This window comes from Brevibacterium sp. 'Marine' (assembly GCF_012844365.1).
Taxonomy (GTDB): Bacteria; Actinomycetota; Actinomycetes; order Actinomycetales; family Brevibacteriaceae; genus Brevibacterium.
On the sequence record NZ_CP051626.1, the window covers coordinates 1,324,053 to 1,344,268 of the forward strand.

22 protein-coding genes are annotated in these 20,216 nt (G+C 64.4%); 13 read left to right on the forward strand and 9 right to left on the reverse strand.

From position 1 onward, the window contains the following. The first annotated feature begins 131 nt into the window (after positions 1 to 131). From secY to map, 3 genes are read left to right on the forward strand one after another with little or no spacing between them, the layout of a single operon-like run. On the forward strand, positions 132 to 1,433 hold the full coding sequence (gene secY, locus HF684_RS05840) for a preprotein translocase subunit SecY (protein WP_169251732.1): 1,302 nt from the start codon (positions 132 to 134) through the stop codon (positions 1,431 to 1,433). A gap of 49 nt (positions 1,434 to 1,482) precedes the next feature. Continuing rightward, entirely contained in the window at positions 1,483 to 2,049 is a 567-nt protein-coding gene (locus HF684_RS05845) for an adenylate kinase (protein WP_169251733.1), read from the forward strand. Then, a complete protein-coding gene (map, locus tag HF684_RS05850) occupies positions 2,046 to 2,882 on the forward strand; it encodes a type I methionyl aminopeptidase (protein WP_169251734.1) in 837 nt (278 codons plus the stop codon). The genes HF684_RS05845 and map overlap by 4 nt, the downstream gene beginning before the upstream one ends. Positions 2,883 to 2,917: 35 nt before the next feature. On the opposite strand, the gene HF684_RS05855 is transcribed toward map, so the two are convergent. Then, the gene (locus HF684_RS05855; RefSeq protein ID WP_169251735.1) at positions 2,918 to 3,157 is read right to left on the reverse strand and encodes a hypothetical protein; all 240 of its coding nucleotides are present in this window, start codon (positions 3,155 to 3,157) and stop codon (positions 2,918 to 2,920) included. Between the two features lie 79 nt (positions 3,158 to 3,236). Between HF684_RS05855 and HF684_RS05860 the strand changes: the two genes are divergently transcribed. Continuing rightward, entirely contained in the window at positions 3,237 to 4,121 is an 885-nt protein-coding gene (locus HF684_RS05860) for a PaaX family transcriptional regulator (protein ID WP_169251736.1), read from the forward strand. Positions 4,122 to 4,154: 33 nt separating this feature from the next. Here the strand turns inward: HF684_RS05860 and HF684_RS05865 are convergent, their stop codons facing one another. Beyond that, entirely contained in the window at positions 4,155 to 5,300 is a 1,146-nt protein-coding gene (locus tag HF684_RS05865) for an aminotransferase class I/II-fold pyridoxal phosphate-dependent enzyme (RefSeq protein ID WP_169251737.1), read from the reverse strand. A 368-nt stretch (positions 5,301 to 5,668) separates the two neighbouring features. On the opposite strand from HF684_RS05865, the gene infA reads away from it, so the two are divergent. The 6 genes from infA (at position 5,669) to rplQ (ending at position 8,803) form a co-directional block, all read left to right on the forward strand. Further along, on the forward strand, positions 5,669 to 5,890 hold the full coding sequence (gene infA, locus HF684_RS05870; RefSeq protein WP_009379245.1) for a translation initiation factor IF-1: 222 nt from the start codon (positions 5,669 to 5,671) through the stop codon (positions 5,888 to 5,890). 58 nt (positions 5,891 to 5,948) lie between these two features. After that, positions 5,949 to 6,062: a 50S ribosomal protein L36 gene (gene rpmJ / locus HF684_RS05875; RefSeq protein WP_009884960.1), complete on the forward strand. Its 114-nt coding sequence runs from the start codon at positions 5,949 to 5,951 to the stop codon at positions 6,060 to 6,062. Positions 6,063 to 6,276: 214 nt separating this feature from the next. Beyond that, positions 6,277 to 6,645, forward strand: coding sequence for a 30S ribosomal protein S13 (rpsM, locus tag HF684_RS05880; protein WP_025777905.1), 369 nt, complete (start codon positions 6,277 to 6,279; stop codon positions 6,643 to 6,645). Positions 6,646 to 6,696: 51 nt separating this feature from the next. Next, positions 6,697 to 7,101, forward strand: a complete 405-nt coding sequence (gene rpsK, locus HF684_RS05885; protein WP_025777904.1) for a 30S ribosomal protein S11 — start codon at positions 6,697 to 6,699, stop codon at positions 7,099 to 7,101. A 152-nt stretch (positions 7,102 to 7,253) separates the two neighbouring features. Then, positions 7,254 to 8,252: a DNA-directed RNA polymerase subunit alpha gene (locus tag HF684_RS05890; RefSeq protein ID WP_025777903.1), complete on the forward strand. Its 999-nt coding sequence runs from the start codon at positions 7,254 to 7,256 to the stop codon at positions 8,250 to 8,252. Between the two features lie 23 nt (positions 8,253 to 8,275). After that, complete coding sequence (rplQ, locus tag HF684_RS05895; protein ID WP_169251738.1) at positions 8,276 to 8,803, forward strand: 50S ribosomal protein L17; 528 nt, start codon at positions 8,276 to 8,278, stop codon at positions 8,801 to 8,803. A gap of 427 nt (positions 8,804 to 9,230) precedes the next feature. On the opposite strand, the gene putP is transcribed toward rplQ, so the two are convergent. The 6 genes from putP to purU all read right to left on the reverse strand — a co-directional run bounded on the left by putP (position 9,231) and on the right by purU (position 16,294). Next, positions 9,231 to 10,751, reverse strand: a complete 1,521-nt coding sequence (gene putP, locus HF684_RS05900) for a sodium/proline symporter PutP (RefSeq protein WP_169251739.1) — start codon at positions 10,749 to 10,751, stop codon at positions 9,231 to 9,233. Positions 10,752 to 10,887: 136 nt separating this feature from the next. Then, positions 10,888 to 12,045: a hypothetical protein gene (locus tag HF684_RS05905; protein ID WP_169251740.1), complete on the reverse strand. Its 1,158-nt coding sequence runs from the start codon at positions 12,043 to 12,045 to the stop codon at positions 10,888 to 10,890. Then, positions 12,042 to 13,193 (reverse strand): hypothetical protein, encoded by a 1,152-nt coding sequence (locus HF684_RS05910; RefSeq protein WP_169251741.1) that lies wholly within the window; start codon positions 13,191 to 13,193, stop codon positions 12,042 to 12,044. The genes HF684_RS05905 and HF684_RS05910 overlap by 4 nt, the downstream gene beginning before the upstream one ends. Before the next feature lie 11 nt (positions 13,194 to 13,204). After that, a complete protein-coding gene (locus HF684_RS05915) occupies positions 13,205 to 13,627 on the reverse strand; it encodes a hypothetical protein (RefSeq protein ID WP_169251742.1) in 423 nt (140 codons plus the stop codon). Continuing rightward, complete coding sequence (locus HF684_RS05920) at positions 13,614 to 15,236, reverse strand: phenylacetate--CoA ligase family protein (protein ID WP_169251743.1); 1,623 nt, start codon at positions 15,234 to 15,236, stop codon at positions 13,614 to 13,616. Before HF684_RS05920 ends, HF684_RS05915 begins: the two co-directional genes overlap by 14 nt. Positions 15,237 to 15,442: 206 nt before the next feature. Next, positions 15,443 to 16,294, reverse strand: coding sequence for a formyltetrahydrofolate deformylase (gene purU / locus HF684_RS05925; protein WP_169251744.1), 852 nt, complete (start codon positions 16,292 to 16,294; stop codon positions 15,443 to 15,445). Between the two features lie 169 nt (positions 16,295 to 16,463). Between purU and glyA the strand changes: the two genes are divergently transcribed. Then, positions 16,464 to 17,738, forward strand: coding sequence for a serine hydroxymethyltransferase (gene glyA, locus HF684_RS05930; protein WP_211168075.1), 1,275 nt, complete (start codon positions 16,464 to 16,466; stop codon positions 17,736 to 17,738). Next, positions 17,738 to 18,619, forward strand: a complete 882-nt coding sequence (locus HF684_RS05935) for a bifunctional methylenetetrahydrofolate dehydrogenase/methenyltetrahydrofolate cyclohydrolase (RefSeq protein ID WP_169251745.1) — start codon at positions 17,738 to 17,740, stop codon at positions 18,617 to 18,619. The genes glyA and HF684_RS05935 overlap by 1 nt, the downstream gene beginning before the upstream one ends. A 104-nt stretch (positions 18,620 to 18,723) precedes the next feature. Here the strand turns inward: HF684_RS05935 and HF684_RS05940 are convergent, their stop codons facing one another. Beyond that, the gene (locus HF684_RS05940) at positions 18,724 to 19,212 is read right to left on the reverse strand and encodes a GNAT family N-acetyltransferase (RefSeq protein WP_169251746.1); all 489 of its coding nucleotides are present in this window, start codon (positions 19,210 to 19,212) and stop codon (positions 18,724 to 18,726) included. Positions 19,213 to 19,298: 86 nt separating this feature from the next. On the opposite strand from HF684_RS05940, the gene HF684_RS05945 reads away from it, so the two are divergent. Further along, complete coding sequence (locus HF684_RS05945; RefSeq protein ID WP_169251747.1) at positions 19,299 to 20,114, forward strand: exodeoxyribonuclease III; 816 nt, start codon at positions 19,299 to 19,301, stop codon at positions 20,112 to 20,114. Positions 20,115 to 20,216 lie beyond the last annotated feature (102 nt).

Sequence of the window (20,216 nt, forward strand, 5' to 3'; positions counted from 1 at the left end):
GGAGGACCCTGCACCGAGCTTCGTCGGTTTCGGCCTGCAGGCCATACCCTGGTAGTCTTTTGCAGGTATTTGTCTCAATCGCCAGGTCGCGACCACGACTCTGACTTTTCATCCCCCAACGAGGAGGACGCTTGATCGGCGCAATCCGGAGGGCCTTCAGAACGCCCGACTTGAGGAACAAACTCCTCTTCACCCTGGGCATTCTTGTCATCTTCCGACTCGGCTCGTTCATTCCTTCGCCTGGCATCGACTACACCAAGGTGCAGGAATGTGTGGCTTCGCCTCAGCTCAATGAGGGCGGATTCGCCATGATCAACCTCTTCAGCGGCGGCGCGCTGCTGCAGCTGTCGATCTTCGCCCTGGGCATCATGCCCTATATCACCGCGAGCATCATCGTCCAGCTGCTGCGCGTGGTCATTCCGCGCTTCGAAGCCCTCCACAAGGAAGGCGCATCGGGTCAGGCGAAGCTGACTCAGTACACCCGCTACCTGACCATCGGCCTTGCGATCCTCAACTCGACCACGCTTGTGGCGACCGTCCGCTCTGGTGCGCTCTTCGGCAATGTCGAAGGCTGCCAGGACCTCATCGCCAACGACACCTGGTGGGGCATCGCGGTCCTCGTGCTGACTCTGACCGCAGGCACCGGGCTGATCATGTGGCTCGGCGAGCAGATCACCGAACACGGTGTGGGCAACGGAATGTCGCTGCTCATCTTCACCTCCGTCGCATCGGCCTTCCCCTCCTCGCTCGGCGCGATCTTCCGCGAGCAGGGCGTCGACATCTTCCTCATCGTCATGGTCGTGGGTCTCGTGCTCGTCGCCCTCGTGGTCTTCGTCGAGCAGTCGCAGCGCAGGATTCCCGTCCAGTACGCCAAGCGCATGGTCGGCCGTCGGATGTTCGGCGGAACCTCGACCTATATTCCGATCAAGGTGAACATGGCCGGTGTCATCCCCGTCATCTTCGCCTCCTCGGTGCTCTACCTGCCGAGCCTGGTCTCGCAGTTCTTCGATCCCGAATCGAAGTGGGTCGAATGGATCAACACCTACTTCACACGCGGTGACCATCCGCTCTACATCACCGTGTACGCCCTGCTGACGATCTTCTTCGCCTACTTCTACGTCGCCATCACCTTCAATCCCGAAGAGGTCGCGGACAATATGAAGAAGTACGGAGGCTTCATCCCCGGTATCCGGGCCGGTCGCCCGACCGCCGAATACTTGAGCTACGTGCTCAGCCGCATCAACTTCCCCGGCTCGCTCTACCTTGCCTTCGTCGCCCTCATCCCGCTGATCGCGCTGGTGCTCATCAACGCCAATCAGAACTTCCCGTTCGGCGGCACCTCCCTGCTGATCGTCGTGGGCGTCGGCCTCGAAACGGTCAAGCAGATCGACGCGCAGATGCAGCAGCGCCACTATGAGGGGCTGCTGCGCTGATATGACCGGACGCTGACGTTCAGCGGACATCCCATTGGAAGGACACCTTATGAGTTCACGCATCATCCTGATCGGCCCTCCCGGCGCCGGCAAGGGAACGCAGGCCGCCCGCCTGTCCGAGGCGCTCGGCGTCCCGGCGATCTCGACCGGAGACATCTTCCGGGCGAATGTGAAGGGTGAGACCGAGCTGGGCAAGCTGGCCAAACGCTATATGGATGCCGGCGAATACGTGCCGGACGAGGTCACGAACTCCATGGTCGCCGACCGTCTGGCACAGGATGATGCCGCCGATGGGTTCCTCCTCGACGGATACCCCCGCACCAGTGCCCAGGTCGATGAGCTCGATCGGATCCTCGCGGCCGAGGACAAAGCCATCGAGCACGTCGTCGAGCTCACGGCCGACACCGACGAGGTCGTCGCCCGCCTGCTCGCTCGTGCTCAGACCGAGGGCCGCAGCGATGACAGCGAAGACGTCATCCGGCACCGACTCGATGTGTACGAAGAGCAGACGCAGCCGCTGACCGATATCTACCGCAGCCGCGGACTTCTGCGCCAGGTGGACGGCCTCGGTGAAGTCGAAGACATCACCGAACGCATCCTGTCGACCATTCGATGATCTTCGGACCACGTATCGAGCTGAAGACTCCCGCGGAGCTTGAGCTCATGCATCGGGCCGGGCAGCTGACACGACAAGTGCTCTCAGCGGCCCGGTCCGCGGCCGTTCCCGGGGCAACCACAGCCGAGGTGGACGCCGCGGCCGAGGCTGTCATCGACTCCGCCGGGGCACGGTCGAACTTCAAGGGCTACCAGGGATTTCCTGCGGTCGTGTGCATCTCCGTGAACGAGGAGATCGTCCACGGCATCCCGGGGCCTCGTGTCCTCCACGCCGGCGACATCGTCTCGATCGACGGGGGCGCGATCGTCGACGGCTTCCACGGGGACTCCGCACTGACGATGATCGTCGGCGGCGACGAAGCGGGCACTGCCGCCGATCGTGAGCTCTCATCCGCCACCGAGGCGGCCATGTGGGCAGGCATCGCGGCGTTCGCAACCGGGACGAAAGTCAGCGACATCGGAGACGCCATCGATGACTTCGTCTCCGATTCCTTCCCCCACCTGGGTCTCGTCGAGGAGTTCACCGGACACGGGATCGGCACCTCCATGCACATGGCTCCCGAGGTGCTCAACTACCGTGCACGCTCGAACGGCCCGAAGATCAAGCCCGGAATGTGCCTGGCGATCGAACCGATGCTCACCACCGGCGGCGCGGACACGCGGACCCTTGCCGATGATTGGACGGTCGTCACGGCAGACGGTTCACGGGCGAGCCACTGGGAACACAGCGTGGCTCGCCACGATGGGGGAGTCTGGGTACTCACGGCCGCCGACGGGGGAGCAGCCGGATTGGCGCCGTTCGGAATCGCTCCCGTGCCTCCGAACGGCATCTGAGGGGAGATCCTTGGGGAGGGGGCCCGAGCCCGAACTCAGGTGGCCGCCATCTGCCTCCTCAGGGTCGACCTGCCGACGAAGTAGACGGCGGCGAAGGTTCCGGACGCAGCCATCAGCCCGAGTGCGAACATCCATGTTGCGGTCTCGGCGATGGTGAACCCGAAGATCTGGAACGCGCAGAAGGCGATGAAGGCCGTGATGGCCCCCGCCAGCAGTCCCGATGTGCGGGACATCTGGTACGCGCGCTGATCGATTGAGTGCTTCTCGTCATCCATGTCGTGGCTCCTCGTCGCTTCGCTGCGATCTCGGTCCTTGTCGGCACCGATCCTTGTGTTTTCACGGTAGGATCTGGCCATGACGAGTGTCCACGATGTCCCGAAACGTCGGACAGATGTGGGCGATCGCTATCGGATGACACGTATCGCCTTCGATGTGATCTCCGCTTTCGGGTGTCTGCAGGCGAGCGGACTGCCGGGGCCCGTCATCGTCAGTGTGTTGGGCGAGCACGGGTATTCTTCCTCGAGCGTGCACAATCAACTCGTGCGGATGGTCCAACGAGGCATCATCAGCAGCGAACGAATCGGGCGGGTCTCCGTCTACCGCCTGAGCGAACACATCCTCTCGGACTTCGGCGACATTGCCGGCGACCATGTCTTTCCGGACTATGAGGGTCGCTTCCACACTGTGCTGTATTCCGTTCCGGAGTCTTCGCGCGGTCTGCGGGACCGACTGCAGTACATTGCCCGGAGCCTGGGATACAGGCAGCTGAGGCCGGGAATCCTCATCGGCTTCGCAGACCGGTCCGCTCAGCTGTCGGCGCGGCTGCCCGAGATGTCAGATCCCAGCTGGTCCGAGGCGGGAGAGCTGACACCCGACTCCACCGCCGCGGCTCGCAGGATGACGACTCGGGCCTTCGAACTCGACTCCGCTCTCGCCCAGCTGCCTCCGTTGGAGCAGCGCATGAACGCACTGACCTCGGGCGGATCAGCGCCGGGAACCGGATGTCCGGAGCTGAGCTTGAGAGGCTTCTTCGATCTGTACTTTGACATCGCCCGCGCCGTGATCACCCACCCGCTGCTGCCCGAGGCCCTCGTCGACGGCACTCAGCCGGCCGTGCGGTTCCGCGCTCTCATGCAGCAGTGCAATCTCGAGTACTATCTGCGCTTCGATCAGCAGATCCGCGAGTGTGCGGGAGCCAGCTCCTCTTTCGACCTCATCGAATGGCTGCCCGAGCACTGAAGCACCGAATGCTGGCGTGCCTCAGTCCGAAGCTCAGAGGATCCGGGCGATCCTCTCAACCGCCTCGGTGAGCAGGGGACGAGGAAGGGCGAAGTTGAACCGGATATGCCCGGCCCCGACCTCACCGCACAGGCGACCCTCGGTCACGGCCACCTCGGCGCGGGATCGGATGTGATCGGACAGGCCCGACTCCAAGCCGTAGCCGCGCAGATCCAGCCACGCCAGATACGTGCCTTCCGGTTCGATGTAGGCAGCGCCCGGCAGCAGCGAGCCGACGAGATCGGTGAAGTGATCCCGGTTTCCCTTGAGGTAGCCGTTGACCTCCCTCAGCCAGTCTTTCGAACGGGAGTATGCGGCGGTCGTCGCCAGGATTCCCGGATTCGAGGCGGCACCGGAGACGAACTGCCCCTTCTCGGCCCAGACGTCACGGTCGGCAGAAGAGGTGAGGATGAGCTGAGCACATTTGAGGCCGGGGATGTTGAAGGCCTTCGACGCAGCCGTCGCGGTCGCCGTGTGTGCGGCGGTCGCCTCGGTGAGAGCAGCATACGGAATATGCCGAGCAGGGGCATAGACGACGGGAGCGTGGATCTCGTCGGAGAACACGCGGGCTCCGGCTTCCTCGACGACGTCCGCGAGTGCCGACAGCTCGGCCTCGGTGTAGACCTTGCCGATCGGATTGTGCGGATTGCACAGGACGAACGTCGCGCCGGGCGTCAGGGCCGAGGCGATGGCGTCGAGATCGAGGGACCAGCCGGATTCCGAGCGCAGCATCGGAACTTCGATGAGTTCGCGGCCGGTCACCCGCGCGACGTCGAAGAACGGCATGTAGGCCGGTGTCGGCAGCACGATCGGAGTGTCGGACGGGGTGAGGTGGGTGAGCACGCCGAGGAACGCGGCCAGCACATCACTGGCCAGTTCGATGTGGCCGACGGGGATGCGCCAGCCGTAGTGCTCGGAGCAGAAGCTCGAGGTCGCGGTCTTCAGATCGGCGACGAGATCGGCAGGAGCGTAGCCGTAGAGGTCGCGGTCGTCGATGGTCTGCAGCGACTGACGCACTGCGGGTGCGACCCCGAAGTCCATCTCGGCGATGAACGCTCCGATGGAACCGGGGAAGGACGACCACTTGCGCCCACCCTTCGTGACCAGGGATTCCTCGGTGATGGCATCGAAATCGGACATCTGTGTACTCCTCTTCGGGGACTGCGTCGGGTGCGGTACTCACGCTAGCAGTCGCGGCGGCGAAGGCGGGGTGCATTCGACTTCAGCGGTCACGGGAGGGGTCGGCCGCCTCGGCGAGGATAGGATTGTAAGGGACTTCACGCCCAGAAGCGAACACCGTGTGGAAGAATCTTTCTTCGTAGTGTAGGGTTGATGATTGGTCTGTTCTCATTCAACTCACCCTTTTCCAGTTGTGGGCGGCTTCTGCCATCCACATCTTTTCATGTGGTGACGAGGACGGCAGGCCGAGGGGTCACCGGCACTGAGTCGGTGATACACGATTACGTCGAACGCGAAGGTTTCGCGGGAATACGAGGTTAGCGAACGATATGGCCAAAAAAGAAGGGGTCATTGAGATCGAGGGCACCGTTGTCGAAGCTCTGCCGAACGCATCGTTTCGGGTTGAGCTGAGCAACGGGCACAAGGTGCTCGCACATATCTCCGGAAAGATGCGTCAGCACTATATCCGCATCCTTCCCGAGGACCGGGTCATCGTGGAGCTGTCTCCATACGATCTCTCGCGCGGACGAATCGTTTACCGCTACAAGTAAGGATCTTCGATCATTCGCGTCCTGTCCTGCCGGGCAGGGACCGAAAGAAGGAAAAACGATGAAGGTTAAGCCCAGCGTCAAGAAGATCTGCGAGAACTGCCAGATTACCCGCCGTCACGGCCGGGTCATCGTCATCTGCTCCAACCCGCGCCACAAGCAGCGCCAGGGCTGAGCAGCTCGTTCCGAGCAGATCGAGGCTCCTCCGAGAGGGGCTTCAGCAGCACCACACCCGCGCAGACCTCGCCATCTGCGTTCGGACCCGCGAGAAGTGAGAGCTTCCGCGGAACGGACACAGGACGATACCTCCGGTCGGGGGCCGGAGACCTTGGGAGACCAAGGACAGGTCTGCATCAGCACCTCCGAAACTACAACAGGAGACAGTACCCATGGCACGACTTGCCGGAGTCGACATCCCGCGTGAAAAGCGTGTGGAAGTCGCCTTGACTTACATCTATGGTGTGGGCCGCACCCGTGCGCGCCAGACCCTGACCGAAACGGGAATCAGCCCTGATACCCGTGTGAAGGACTTGAGCGACGCAGAGCTCGTCCAGCTGCGTGACTACATCGAGGGCACATTCCAGGTTGAGGGTGACCTCCGTCGTGAGGTGGCCGCCGATATCCGCCGCAAGGTCGAAATCGGAAGCTATGAAGGCCTGCGTCACCGCCGCGGTCTGCCGGTTCGCGGTCAGCGGACCAAGACGAATGCGCGTACCCGCAAGGGACCCAAGCGCACCGTGGCCGGTAAGAAGAAGTAACACGCTCACCCGGTTGGCCAGCGCCAACCACCTCGATCAGGAGTAGGACATATGCCTCCCAAGTCACGCGCCGCTACAGTGCGCAAGCCTCGCCGCAAGCTGAAGAAGAATATCGTTGCCGGCCAGGCTCACATCAAATCAACCTTCAACAACACCATCGTGTCGATCACCGATCCGACCGGTGCTGTCATCTCCTGGGCCTCCTCAGGTGAGATCGGCTTCAAGGGTTCGCGCAAGTCGACCCCTTACGCCGCTCAGATGGCTGCTGAATCGGCTGCTCGCCGGGCACAGGAACACGGCCTGAAGAAGGTCGACGTGTTCGTCAAGGGACCGGGCTCGGGCCGCGAGACGGCCATCCGTTCGCTGCAGGCCGCCGGCCTGGAACTGGGAACCATCCAGGATGTCACCCCCGTTCCGTTCAACGGCTGCCGTCCCCCCAAGCGCCGCCGCGGCTGATCCTTCCGTGGAACTGCAACGGATGACGGGCACTTGTCCGACATCGGTCGCAGAACGGATTCCCAGATAACCCGAACCGTTCTTCATGGCCGCAGAGCCATGACGTGCAGTGCGAACGTCATATAGCGGATGTTCGCTGAAAGGAAGCCCACGTGCTCATTGCACAGCGCCCAACGCTCACGGAAGAAGTCGTCTCCGATAACCGCTCACGGTTCGCCATCGAACCGCTCGAGCCCGGATTCGGCTACACCCTCGGCAACTCGCTTCGCCGGACCCTGCTGTCCTCGATCCCTGGTGCCGCCGTCACGTCCATCCGGATCGACGGAGTGCTCCACGAGTTCAGCACCGTACCGGGAGTCAAGGAGGATGTCACCGAGTTCATCCTCAACCTGAAGTCCCTGGTCGTATCGTCCGAATTCGACGAACCGGTCGTCGCCTACCTGCGCAAGCAGGGACCTGGCACCGTGACCGCTGCCGATGTCTCTGCTCCCGCCGGGGTCGAGATCCACAACCCGGACCTGCACATCGCCACGCTGAATGGTGAGGGTCGTCTGGACATGGAACTGACCATCGAACGTGGACGCGGATACGTTTCGAGCGCTCAGAACAAGAACGCGGATGCAGAGATCGGCCGGATCCCGGTCGATTCGATCTACTCCCCGGTTCTCAAGGTCACCTACAAGGTCGAAGCAACGCGTGTCGAACAGCGCACCGACTTCGACCGACTGGTCCTCGACGTCGAAACCAAGCCCTCGATGACCCCGCGCGATGCCATCGCATCTGCGGGCAAGACCCTGGTCGAACTCTTCGGCCTGGCTCGAGAGCTCAACGTCGAAGCTGAAGGCATCGAGATCGGACCCTCGCCTGTGGACGCGGCACTGGCCGCCGACCTGGCGCTGGCGATCGAAGATCTCGACCTGACCGTGCGCTCCTACAACTGCCTCAAGCGCGAAGGCATCCACACCGTCGGTGAGCTCGTTGCTCGCAGCGAGGCCGATCTGATGGATATCCGCAACTTCGGTTCGAAGTCGATCGACGAGGTCAAGGCGAAGCTCAACGAGCTCGGCCTGAGCCTCAAGGACAGTCCTGCCGGCTTCGAAGCCGGTCTCGTTGATGAGGACCAGTCCTACGTCGAAGACGAACAGTACTGATTAAGACCTAGGAGTAACTGACAATGCCAACCCCAACCAAGGGTCCCCGTCTCGGCGGATCGCCCACACACGAGCGCATGATGCTCAACAACCTGGCAGCCCAGCTGTTCGAGCACAAGCAGATCAAGACGACCGTGACCAAGGCCAAGCGCCTGCGCCCGGTTGCCGAGCGCATGATCACGAACGCCAAGAAGGGTGACCTGGCCGCACGTCGTCGCGTGCTCGGCCAGATCTCCGACAAGTCGATCGTGCACGAGCTCTTCACCTCGATCGCCGAAACGATGGCCGAGCGTCCCGGTGGATACACCCGGATCACCAAGATCGGTCCTCGCCCCGGCGACAACGCCCCGATGGCCGTCATCGAACTGGTCCTCGAGCCCTACTCGCCGAAGCAGGCAACCGTGAAGGAAGCCGAGCAGGCGACCGCCGCTGCTGCCGCTCCGGCAGAAGAGGCACCGGTTGAGGCCGAGGTCGTCGACGAGGCGCCCGCCGAGGACGCCGCTGTCGAGGCTGACGCCGAGACCGCTGACGAGGCTGCCGAGGAGAAGTAAACTCCTCGACCGACTCCCGGCTGGGATCTCCCACGCCGTGAGTCATACACTTCGGGCGGGCACCTGCACAGGTGCCCGCCCGAAGTGTATTCAGCGCTGGTGCGGGGATCGGCAAGGACGTGCAGGCCGCCTCGGCGGGGTCAGTTTGCACGCACCTGTCCGGCCACCTTCGCGTGAATAATCTCTTTTGGTTCCAATCATCGCTCTCGATTCAGATGATTGGAACGAATAGCGATTATTCCGGTACGCAACCTGAGGCGCGATCTGTTCAGAGCACCGACGGTGGGTAGGCCATGGGCCATACACACGTCTCGATATGACGAGGGCCGGGGCACGAAGAAGGCCGGGGCACGATCATGCCCCGGCCTTCGCTGTGCTTGCGTCGACTCTTACGTCGTGCGTCGGCTCTCACGTCACGAGTCTGTTCTCACTTCACCCGGGAGAGGGCCACGGATTCGTCGAACTCGATGTCAGAGGCCGCATCGTGTTTGTAGGTGAAGCGGCTGACGACGATGGCGACGATGAGGTTGACGATGAAGCCGGGGATGATCTCGTAGATCGCATCCGTCATCGGGGTGCTCACCTGCCCCCAGACGAAGGCCACCACCGCACCGGAGAGCAGGCCGAACAGGGCGCCCCAGTTGCTCAGTCGCTTCCAGAACAGTGTGAGCAGGACGATCGGGCCGAAGGACGCGCCGAAGCCTGCCCACGCGAATGCGACGAGGTCGAGGATGCTGTTCGACGGCGAGATCGCGAGCACCACTGCGATGATGGCGACGACGAGCACGCCGAGGCGGCCGAGCAGCACATAGGTCTTGTCGTGCAGAGTTCGTGTGGAACCGGTCCGCAGGGCGACGATCTTGAAGAGGTCCTCGATGAGAGCCGACGATGTGACGACGAGCTGCGAGGAGATCGTCGACATGATCGCAGCCAGCACCGCTGCCAGCACGAGGCCGGCGATGAACGGGTGGAAGAGGATCTGCGCCAGGTCGAGGAAGACGGTTTCGGCATCGGCGGGCTCCATGTCCGCGTGCTGGGAGAAGTAGGAGATGCCGACGATGGCGGTGGCGATGGCGCCGAGGGCGGAGATCGCCATCCAGCCGACGCCGATGCGCCGGGCGACGCCGGCATCGGCGGGTGTGCGCAGCGCCATGAAGCGCACGATGATGTGCGGCTGTCCGAAGTAGCCCAGTCCCCAGGCCAGGGCGGAGACGATGGATGCGATCGTGGCGAAGGTCCAGAAGTCGCCCGAGCCGACGAGGCTGAGCAGGCCGGGGTCGATCTCGGAGACGTTGCTGATCACGGTCGACGGTCCGCCGGCGTTGATGACGGCGACGATCGGCACGGCAATGAGAGCGGCGAACATCAGCAGCCCCTGTGCGACGTCGGTGAGAGTCGCGCCGAGGAAGCCGCCGAAGAGTGTGTAGACCATGGTGATTGCGGCGACGAGGAGCATTCCGCCGAGGTAGTTGAGTCCGAAGCTCGACTCGAAGAACTTGCCGGCCGCCACCATGCCCGAGGAGACGTAGAAGGTGAAGAAGACGAGGATGATGACGCCGCACACGATGCGCAGCAGTCGTGTCCGATCCTTCAGCCGCTGTTCGAAGAAGCTGGGGATTGTGATCGAATCGCCGGCCTTCTCCGTGAACGCGCGCAGTCGAGGTGCGACGATCTTCCAGTTGATCCACGCGCCGACGGTCAGGCCGACGGCGATCCAGGCTTCGATGAGACCGGAGACGTAGATGGCGCCGGGCAGACCCATCAGCAGCCAACCGGACATATCCGAGGCGCCGGCGCTGAGAGCGGCAACGCCGGGCCGCAGTCCACGGCCGGCGAGCATATAGTCATCGAGGCTGTTCCTCGTTCTGCGATAGGCGAACCAGCCGATGGCCAGCATGCCGATGAAGTAGAGGACGATTGCGATCGTGCGGAAAGTGGTTTCTGACATCCGAGCTCAGCTCCTTCGATAGGCCGAGCCGACCCTACAGCACAAGAGGTCGAAGGTGTGAATTGCCTGTGCGCCTACCTGGTGTGAGGATACACCTCGACCTGCCTCCGAGGGCAGGGCTCGATAGACGGATGCGTCAGACAGACGGCAGACGGGGTGCTCGGGGGACCGGCGTGGTGGAGGCCCCCACCGAGAAGGCCGCGATCGGCCGACCGTGGAGGAAGGTGGCCAGTTCGCGTCGGAGAGTCGGGCTGTCCTTGAGTTCGGAGTGGACATCGACCCGCAGCCCGTGCCGGTCGAGCGTCAGCCAGATCCGCAGCAGGATCCGTCCGACCTCCACCTCGTCCGCGGCCGACAGCGTCGGTCGATCGGGGACGGACAGGACCAGATGATGAGGATGACGTCGTTCGCGACGAGCAGCCGAGGCGGGCTTTGCCGCAGAGGTCGCACGAAGTCCTGCACGCAATGAACGCGGCAGCGCTGACAGCGGTGCGTCCTGATCCGATTTCGCGAACGACCGCATCGCGGAGTCCGCCAGCGCGAATGGTCTGAGCCCCACCGATGTCAGGCCGACGATCCAGGAGTGCAGCCATGCCTGATCGAGCAGGGCCGCGGCTCGAGCCCCTGCCGCCGGGATGCGCAGACACTCGGCAGTGAGTCCGTCCCGGTGGTAGCGCGGGTCGGCGGGATCGAAGCGCAGCCAGCGCAGGGTTTCGGCGAACACCGGCCGATCACCGAAAGAATGCAGAGCGGCACGACGCAGCCATGCCCGCCAGGCGCGGTCGGGGATCTCCACCAGGTCGACCGCTGTGTCGGCCATGGCGCCGCGGCAGATCGCGGTCGCCTCGGCGAAGCGGGCCTCTGCCCGGTCCAAGGGGCCGCGGTCGACCTGCCGATGGCCCAGGTCCGCGTTCCCGAACCCGGGCCACGCACTGCCGTCCGCCGGCGCCGAATCCCAGGCGGTGGGGTCCGCGACGGATTCCGCAGTGGCCAGGCGCACCCGGATGTCCACGGTGGGCCCGCGCCCTCGGACGGCGACCGATTCGGTGTGCACCCCCGCCTCGGCGGCGGCGATCGCCAGCGACTCCACCCAGCAGCCCATGCTCAGGTGGAGATCCTCACTGCGCGGGTCCCCGTGCGGCAGCAGACGGGCCGGGTCGACCCCGACCCGGACCTCGGCGACGGCGGGCGTGCAGCTCGTGATCTCAGGAACCCACGGTTGGGTGTTGTGGGCGGATGGGGCGGAGGCGGCGACTGTGAAGAGAGACTCGACGAGGGCGGCGGTCAGTGTCAATGGTGCTCCTCGGGCGGGGACGGAGGCAGGGTGCGGTCGACGAACACGAGCCGGTGCAGCTGCCTGCCCCCGGAACGGGCGAAGACCGCCGCCGAGGCGGGATTGTCCTCGGCGATGAACGTGACCCGCAGTCGTCGATATCCCTTGGCGACCAGTGCACAGTTGAGTTCGCGGATGGCCAGGCTGAGCAGGCCCGACCCCTGATAGCGGGGGTCGGTGCCCTGGATGATGAGCACCGCGTCGCTCATCGTGCGACGGTGCACGAGCAGGTCGAGGATGGTGCGCACACCGAGGCGGCCGCCGTGGCGACGCAGGACCGGCACCGGGTCGGGAATGACGAGAGCGAAGCAGCGAGGCGGGGCGTCGGCAGGATCGCCGGCACCGGTGATGTCGATGATGAGATCCGGATCCATCAGGGAGGACAGGCCCTGCATCTGCGAGCGCAGCTGAGCGGGTGTGATGGACGTGTAATAGGGCAGTTCGGAGAAGGCGGCGTTGAGGCAAGGCAGCAGCCGGTCGGCGAAACGGCGCAGACCGAGACGGGAGACAGGGCGGCGACGCAGCCCCTGGCGACGCCATTCGTCAGCGGTGACCGCAGTCGCGCGGGCTGCGGGAATGGATCCGACGGGCACCTCCCACGTGTGTGCGGGACCCCAGGTCTCGAAACCGGCCGCGGCGAACGCCGGCCAGCAGAAGGCGGGATTCCACGCTGTGTCGAAGAAGCCGGGATGGCGGACACCGTCGGTGAGCAGACCGCCGGTGACGTTCGGCAGGGGAGAGACGGGACCGAAGATCCGTGTTGCTCCCACCTGTTCGGCTCGCTCGACGAGGAACGCGATCAGCACGTCCAGCGCCTCCTCGTCGGCGACTTCGACGGCGCCGAAGAACAGAGGCGCAGCGGTTGCGTCAGCAGAACCCAGTTCGGCGGCCAATGCAGCCGACCGGTGGCACATGACGCGGGCCGCCGCTTCCCCCTGAGCGGTGTCGAACAGCCACAGCTCGACGGGTTCGTCGAACCATCCGCGCCCGGCGAACCAGTCGCGGATATCGGCGGCGAAGAGTGGAACATAGTGGTCCTCTTCGCCGCGCGCCCGCGCCAGGCGTGGGGCCAGGTCGATGAACTCGGCGAGATCGGCCCGGGAACGCACCCGCCGCGGTCTCATTCGGAACTGAGTTTCGTGAAATCGTCGATCATACCCAGCCGACCGTCCTCGGCTCGGAACTCACCATTCGTGTATCCCCATTCGTCGGCTGTGAGGATCCGGATGAAGCCGCCTCGGGCCGGTGAGTCCTTGCCGCTGCCGACCAGCCACCTCATGATCTCCCGATGCTCGGGGGTGCGTGCATAGGCGAGAAGATCGTCACGGGTGGCGAAGGCGACCATCAGTCCGATCCGGTCTGGAAACTCGAAGTAGCTGCGATGCCACAGGTAGCCGGCTGAGGCCTTCAGCCCCTTGGCCACCCGCGGCCACCTCCGCAGCTGGCCCATCATCGCCAGCGGGTTGCGGTAGCGGTTCGCGCCGAGGAAGAACGCTTCGGCTCGGGCCTGCGGCGGGGCCAGGGAGAAATCATTCGATCGCATCGTCACCCTCCTGCGTTCGTTGGACATAGACGTTCTTGATCTTCGTGTTCGCCGTTTCGAACGGGCCTGTGGCGTGATCGTGGACCTCGACGTGGATCTCCGCGGTCGTCGGGTCCTCCTCCAGGCTCTGCGCGAAGTCTCTCGACACCGACGCGAGGTGCCCGAGCACCCCGGCCCGGATCGTCTCAGCCAGGTCCTGCCGCGCAGCCCCGTCCATGAACGGGGACTCTTCCCGCAGCTGGATGTGCAGGGCGGGGCGCTGTTCGTACCCGGCGATCTCACGCAGTTCGATGCGGAAGGACTCGATGAGGTGGGCCCGGGGATTGTCTCGGTAGAGCCCGTTCTCGATGTCGAGGGGATAGATGTTGGCGCCCATATACGAGATCGTCGAATCCGCGCGCCCGAACAGCAGCACGAACGGCAGCTTCATCCCATTGCCGGCGAACGCCGCCGAACACGCTCGCGCCAGATCCGGATGGCGACGGGTGAGCTCGACCATGGTCGGGAAGTCGATGAGCGTGGCCTCGTCTCCGATGTTGTAACGCAGCCGTGGACTCATCACCGCCGCCGAGTTGATCGTGGCGACCAGTTCACCGTCGTCGGTGGTCTCCAAATAGGTCTCCAACGGGTTGTACTGGAAGACCATCGGCACGCGAGACTCGTCGGGGCCGAGCACATCGGCACGGAAGTCGAGATCGTGGGCCAAGGCCCGACGGATGACGACGGAGAGGTCGGATTCGCCGGCCATCCCGATCGTCAGGTCGCTGGCGCCGTACCCGGAATAGACCCGCTCGAAACGCGCCTCGAGGTAGTCGCGCAGACCTTCCGTCATCGCTTCTCCGCCGACGAACCCATTGAGCCGAAAGTCGGCCCATCTCTCGGGTTCGGTGTCCATCCGGTCGACGAGATGCTTGAGGAACGGGGGATAGGCGCTGATGAGGTAGGAGTGATTCGGTCCGAAATGCTGCATCGTGTCGAGGATCTTCTCGAGATCCGGGCCCGTGTTCTTCACCATCGCCACCTTGGCCATGGCCAGACCCGTATTCGTCCCCGTCGCCCAGGCCCCCATCGAGAAGGCGTTGATGCAGAACAGGTCCGTGTGGTCGAAGAGCATCGTGACGTAGCCGGCGACGTTCTTATGGACGGTGTCGAGCTCCTTCTTCGACCGCATCCAGTTGAATGGGGTGCCCGAGGAACCCGAGGATTCGTCGACGACGGTGCCGACACGGTCGATCCGACCGTCCCAGCAGCGATGTTCCTCGCTGTAGCGGCGAACGAACTCGTCCTTCGACGTCGGCGTGTAGGCCTCGAGATCCCACCACCGGAACTCGAATCCGGAACGCGCAAGAAAGTCCTGGTATGCCGGCACATCGAGGGAGGCCTGCTGGCAGATCATCCAAGCATTGAGCTTCGCGAAAGGTTCGAGCCGCGGGTTGTAATGGCGGGCAGTGAAGCGCCAGATCGCGGGGTGTGCCCGGTAGGCGCCGTAGGCGGCGGTGAGCCCGACGTTCGCCAGCCGCAGCACAGCCTGCCGGGCCAGGTTGACCGGTCCGCGGGGGATCGGCAGACGACGGAGTTCGGCTTCCGGTGTGAGGTGGGTCTCTCTCATGTTCCGAGGCTAACCCAGCCTCAGGTCCGGGCACACGGAAAACTTCGAAGATGTGTCAGAACCGCATCAAACGACGGGGCGAACCCCGACCATCACCGAGGCGGCCCACCCGACGCCGGATCGCCTCGGCGAGGTGGACCGAATCGGTCGATCCGCCCACCGCGGCGGGCCCGGTCAGGGGCGCGTCGCCTCGGCGAGGTGATGGTTCAGTCGAAGACGACGGTGCGGTGGCCGTCCATGAGCACCCGGCCCTCCGCATGCCAGGCAACGGCCCGGGCGAGCACGGCCGCTTCGACGTCCTGACCGTGCCGGACGAAATCGGCGATCGCCTGATTGTGATCGACGCGGGCCACATCCTGTTCGATGATCGGACCCTCGTCGAGGTCGCTCGTGACGTAGTGGGCGGTCGCCCCGATGATCTTCACACCCCGGGCATGGGCCTGATGGTAGGGCTTCGCGCCCTTGAAGCTGGGCAGGAACGAATGGTGGATGTTGATGACCCGACCCTCGAGGCGGTCGCAGAGGTCGGGGGAGAGGATCTGCATGTACCGGGCCAAGACGATGAGTTCGACATCGAGGTCGTCGACGAGAGCCGAGAGCCTCGCCTCGGCATCGGCCTTCGTGTCCCGCGTGATCGGAATATGGTGGAAATCGTGGCCGTGGAACTCCGCGAGCGGACGCAGGTCGTCGTGGTTGCCGGCGACGCCGACGATGTCGATCGGCAGCTGACCGGCCGAATGCCGGAACAGCAGAGTGTTGAGGCAGTGCGCGGCCTTGGACACCATGATCAGTGTGCGGGTCCTCTTCTCCACCGGCTGCAGACTCACGGTCATCGCGAACCGGGGAGCCACCTCGGCGAGGGCGTCTTCCACGGGCTGGGCGGTGGTCCCCGCCGGCGTCGAGAATTGGACGCGCAGGAAGAACTGACGCGAATCGGGGGAGGAGAACTGCTGCGATTCGGTGATGTTGCCGCCGAGGCCTGCGAGCACCCCGGTCACGGCATGGACGATGCCGGTCGAATCGGGGCAGGTGACTCTCAGGATCCATTCGCAGCTCATGGTCTCGATCCTAATCGGTGGCTGCGCTCAACGCCCACTCCGAGTCGGCATCCGAATGGCGGTCGCGGCCCCGGAAGCCGGCGATGTCGCTGTTAGCATTGGTGCCGGGTGACGGCCGCAGTATGCGCGTTGCTTCGCTCCCATCATCGGATGCCACAGGAGAGTACTCATGACCGAAAACTCGATGCAGGCCTCGCTTGCCGACATCGACCCGCAGATCGCCGAAGTCCTCGATCTCGAGCTGGGCCGCCAGCGGTCGACGCTTGAGATGATCGCCTCGGAGAATTTCGTCCCCCGCGCCGTGCTGGAAGCACAGGGGTCGGTGCTGACGAACAAGTACGCCGAGGGCTATCCCGGCAAGCGCTACTACGGCGGCTGCGAATACGTCGACGTGGCAGAGAACCTCGCCATCGACCGCGCCAAGAGCCTCTTCGGGGCCGACTACGCGAACGTCCAGCCCCACTCCGGTGCCTCGGCCAACGCCGCAGTCATGCACGCTCTGGCCCGTCCGGGTGACAAGATGCTCGGCCTGTCCCTGGCCCACGGCGGACACCTCACCCACGGCATGAAGATCAACTTCTCCGGGCGTCTCTACGACGTCGCCTCCTACGAGGTCGACCCCGACACCTATCGCATCGATATGGACAAGGTGCGCGAGACGGCTCTCGAACACCGCCCCGACGTCATCGTCGCCGGCTGGTCGGCCTACCCTCGTCAGCTGGACTTCCAGGCTTTCCGCGATATCGCCGACGAAGTCGATGCCAAGCTGTGGGTCGATATGGCCCACTTCGCTGGGCTCGTCGCCGCCGGTCTGCACCCGAACCCCGTGCCGTTCGCCGATGTCGTGTCCTCGACAGTGCACAAGACGATCGGCGGACCTCGCTCCGGTTTCATCCTCGGCAAGGAGGAGTACGCGAAGAAGCTCAACTCCGCTGTCTTCCCGGGCCAGCAGGGCGGACCGCTCATGCACGTCGTCGCTGCCAAGGCCGTGGCCTTCAAGCTCGCCGCCTCCGCCGAGTTCAAGGAACGTCAGGAACGCACCGTCCGCGGTGCTCAGATCCTGGCCGACCGTCTGCTGGCCTCCGATGTCGCCGAAGCCGGGGCCACCGTGCTCACCGGCGGCACCGATGTCCACCTCGTGCTCGTCGACCTGCGCAACTCGGCCCTCGACGGACAGCAGGCCGAGGATCTTCTCCACGCGGTCGGCATCACCGTCAACCGCAATGCCGTGCCGTTCGATCCGCGCCCGCCGATGGTCACCTCCGGCCTGCGCATCGGCACCCCGGCACTGGCCACCCGCGGTTTCGGGGACAAGGAGTTCACCGAGGTCGCCGACGTCATCGCCGAATCGCTCAAGCCCGGCGCCGACGTCGAAGCGCTGGCTGCCCGCGTGAAGAAGCTCAGCGACGACTTCCCCCTCTACGATGGACTGGAGCAGTACTGATGAGCGCACAGATTCTCGACGGCAGAGCCTGCGCGAAGCAGATCAAGGACGAACTCACCGAGGCGGTGGCGACCCTGGCCGAGTCCGGGATCGTCCCGGGCCTCGGCACCGTCCTGGTGGGGGAAGACCCCGGGTCGAAGTGGTACGTCGCGGGCAAGCACCGTGACTGCGCCGAGGTCGGGATCCAGTCGATCCGCCGTGACCTTCCGGAGTCGGTGAGCCAAGATGAGCTGTTGGCTGTCATCGACGAACTCAACAGCAATGACGAGTGCACCGGCTACATCGTGCAGCTGCCGCTGCCGGATCACATCGATACGGACACGATCCTCGAGGCGATCGACCCGGCCAAGGACGCCGACGGACTGCATCCGACGAACCTCGGACGTCTCATGCTCAACGTCAACTCGGAGATCACGACCCCGCTGCCGTGCACTCCGCGCGGGGTCATCGAACTGATCTCCCGCAACGGCATCGAACTGGCCGGCAAGCACGTCGTCGTCATCGGCCGCGGGGTCACCGTCGGCCGTTCGATCGGGTCGCTGCTGACCCGACGTGAGCACAATGCGACGGTGACTCTGACACACACCGGCACCCGCAACCTCGACGAGCTGCTGGCTCAGGCCGATGTCATCGTTGCGGCCGCCGGTGCCGCTCGCATCGTGAAGGCGGAGGCGGTCAAGCCCGGCGCGATCGTCCTCGACGTGGGTGTCTCGCGGGAGACGGACCCGGAGACGGGGAAGTCGAAGATCGTCGGAGACGTGGATCCGGCGGTCGCCGAGGTGGCGTCCTGGGTCTCACCGAACCCGGGAGGCGTCGGTCCGATGACCCGAGCCCTGCTGCTCAAGAACGTCGTCGACACCGCCCAACGCTCAACCACCTGACCCCAATTACTACCTGACGGCGGCCCAGCAACCTCGCGCGAGGTTGCTGGGCCGCCGTCAGGTAGTTCTGGGAGGTCTAGTTCAGGGAGGTCGTTGCCGGGTGATCAGTCGTCGGAGAACTTGAGTTCGAAGAAGACGCGGGGGTTGCCGGGGCCGGCATAGTCCTCGATGAGCTCACCGCTGAAGCCCATGGAGGAGTGGAAGGAGATCGCACCCGACGACTCCGGCATCGTCGTCGCCTGCACGGAGGAGACCCCGAGCTGACGCGAATGGTCGATGAAGTGCTTGTAGAGGTGACGGCCGATTCCCTGGTGACGGAAGTCCGAACGCGCTGCCACCAGGTGGATGTACGCGGGACCGTCATGGGGAATGACGCCGAGCAGGTAGCCGACGATCTCCGAACGATAGCGGGCGACGAGTCCTGAGGTCACGAACTGCCGGAACCAGTAGGCGTCGTGGTCACCGCTGAGATCACGGTCTCCCCAGAAGTTCGCCTGGGCATCGAGCAGGAATTCGCGCATCTCGCGGGCGTCGACCTCATCGAGCGGACTGATGCTCAGCTGCTCGGTATCGATAGTTTCGTCAACGGCCATTGCGCCTCCTGATGTGTTCGTGCTTACCCTCACTCTATAACGCCCTGTTCCGGAAGAATAGAGCGCTCCATGTCATCATAGATCACATGATTCGGATTGCTTCAGTCAACGTCAACGGAGTCCGCGCAGCATGGCGAAAGGGGATGCCCACCTGGGTCGATGCCGCGAAACCGGACTTCATCACCCTCCAGGAGGTGCGCGCCGCGAACGATATCGCGCACAGCGTCCTCGCCGACACGGGCTACACCACGATCAGCCATGATGCCGAGGCCAAGGGCCGAGCCGGCGTCGCCGTGATGGCCCGCTGCGAACCCGAGTCGGTGCGTGAAGGACTCGGCGATGACGGGTACTTCGATCGGGCCGGACGGTGGGTGGAGACGGACTTCCGCCTCGGTGACGGTTCGCTTCTCACCCTCGTGTCCGCCTACGTCCATTCGGGTGAGGCCGACACTCCCAAACAGGACGACAAGTACCGGTTCCTCGACCGGATGATCGAACGTATGCCGCAGCTGGCCGAGACGGCGGACCATGTGCTCATCACCGGCGACCTCAATGTCTGCCACACCGAGCGTGATCTGAAGAACTGGAAGGCCAACCGGAAGAAGTCAGGATTCCTGCCGGAGGAACGCGCTTACTTCGACAGGTTCTTCGGTGAGATCGGATATGTCGACGTCCACCGCACACTCAGCGGCGACGTCGACGGACCCTATACCTGGTGGTCGATGCGCGGTCAGGCCTTCGACAATGACACCGGGTGGCGCATCGATTACCAGATGGCCACTCCTGCCCTCGCCGATGTCGCGGTCACAGCCACCGTGGACAAGGCCGACAGTTGGGCCGAACGCTGGTCGGACCACGCCCCGCTGGTCATCGACTACGACCTCCCGGCCGTCAAGGCCTGACCGGGCCGTATTCGTCGGCCCGCAGGCAGATTTCGCCGAGGCGGCTCCCCGAGATCTGCTCGTCGACGGAGCCTGCGGGCCGGTCCCGAGTCTGCTGCCCGG

Coding starts and splice junctions, on each gene's coding strand:
- rpsK (WP_025777904.1), top strand. CDS start 6,697: ATGCCTCCCAAGTCACGCGCCGCTACAGTGCGCAAGCCTCGCCGCAAG.
- HF684_RS05915 (WP_169251742.1), bottom strand. CDS start 13,627: ATGCGATCGAATGATTTCTCCCTGGCCCCGCCGCAGGCCCGAGCCGAA.
- HF684_RS05945 (WP_169251747.1), top strand. CDS start 19,299: ATGATTCGGATTGCTTCAGTCAACGTCAACGGAGTCCGCGCAGCATGG.
- rpmJ (WP_009884960.1), top strand. CDS start 5,949: ATGAAGGTTAAGCCCAGCGTCAAGAAGATCTGCGAGAACTGCCAGATT.
- glyA (WP_211168075.1), top strand. CDS start 16,464: ATGACCGAAAACTCGATGCAGGCCTCGCTTGCCGACATCGACCCGCAG.
- infA (WP_009379245.1), top strand. CDS start 5,669: ATGGCCAAAAAAGAAGGGGTCATTGAGATCGAGGGCACCGTTGTCGAA.
- map (WP_169251734.1), top strand. CDS start 2,046: ATGATCTTCGGACCACGTATCGAGCTGAAGACTCCCGCGGAGCTTGAG.
- rpsM (WP_025777905.1), top strand. CDS start 6,277: ATGGCACGACTTGCCGGAGTCGACATCCCGCGTGAAAAGCGTGTGGAA.
- purU (WP_169251744.1), bottom strand. CDS start 16,294: ATGAGCTGCGAATGGATCCTGAGAGTCACCTGCCCCGATTCGACCGGC.
- rplQ (WP_169251738.1), top strand. CDS start 8,276: ATGCCAACCCCAACCAAGGGTCCCCGTCTCGGCGGATCGCCCACACAC.
- HF684_RS05845 (WP_169251733.1), top strand. CDS start 1,483: ATGAGTTCACGCATCATCCTGATCGGCCCTCCCGGCGCCGGCAAGGGA.
- putP (WP_169251739.1), bottom strand. CDS start 10,751: ATGTCAGAAACCACTTTCCGCACGATCGCAATCGTCCTCTACTTCATC.
- HF684_RS05855 (WP_169251735.1), bottom strand. CDS start 3,157: ATGGATGACGAGAAGCACTCAATCGATCAGCGCGCGTACCAGATGTCC.
- HF684_RS05940 (WP_169251746.1), bottom strand. CDS start 19,212: ATGGCCGTTGACGAAACTATCGATACCGAGCAGCTGAGCATCAGTCCG.
- HF684_RS05860 (WP_169251736.1), top strand. CDS start 3,237: ATGACGAGTGTCCACGATGTCCCGAAACGTCGGACAGATGTGGGCGAT.
- HF684_RS05935 (WP_169251745.1), top strand. CDS start 17,738: ATGAGCGCACAGATTCTCGACGGCAGAGCCTGCGCGAAGCAGATCAAG.
- HF684_RS05920 (WP_169251743.1), bottom strand. CDS start 15,236: ATGAGAGAGACCCACCTCACACCGGAAGCCGAACTCCGTCGTCTGCCG.
- HF684_RS05865 (WP_169251737.1), bottom strand. CDS start 5,300: ATGTCCGATTTCGATGCCATCACCGAGGAATCCCTGGTCACGAAGGGT.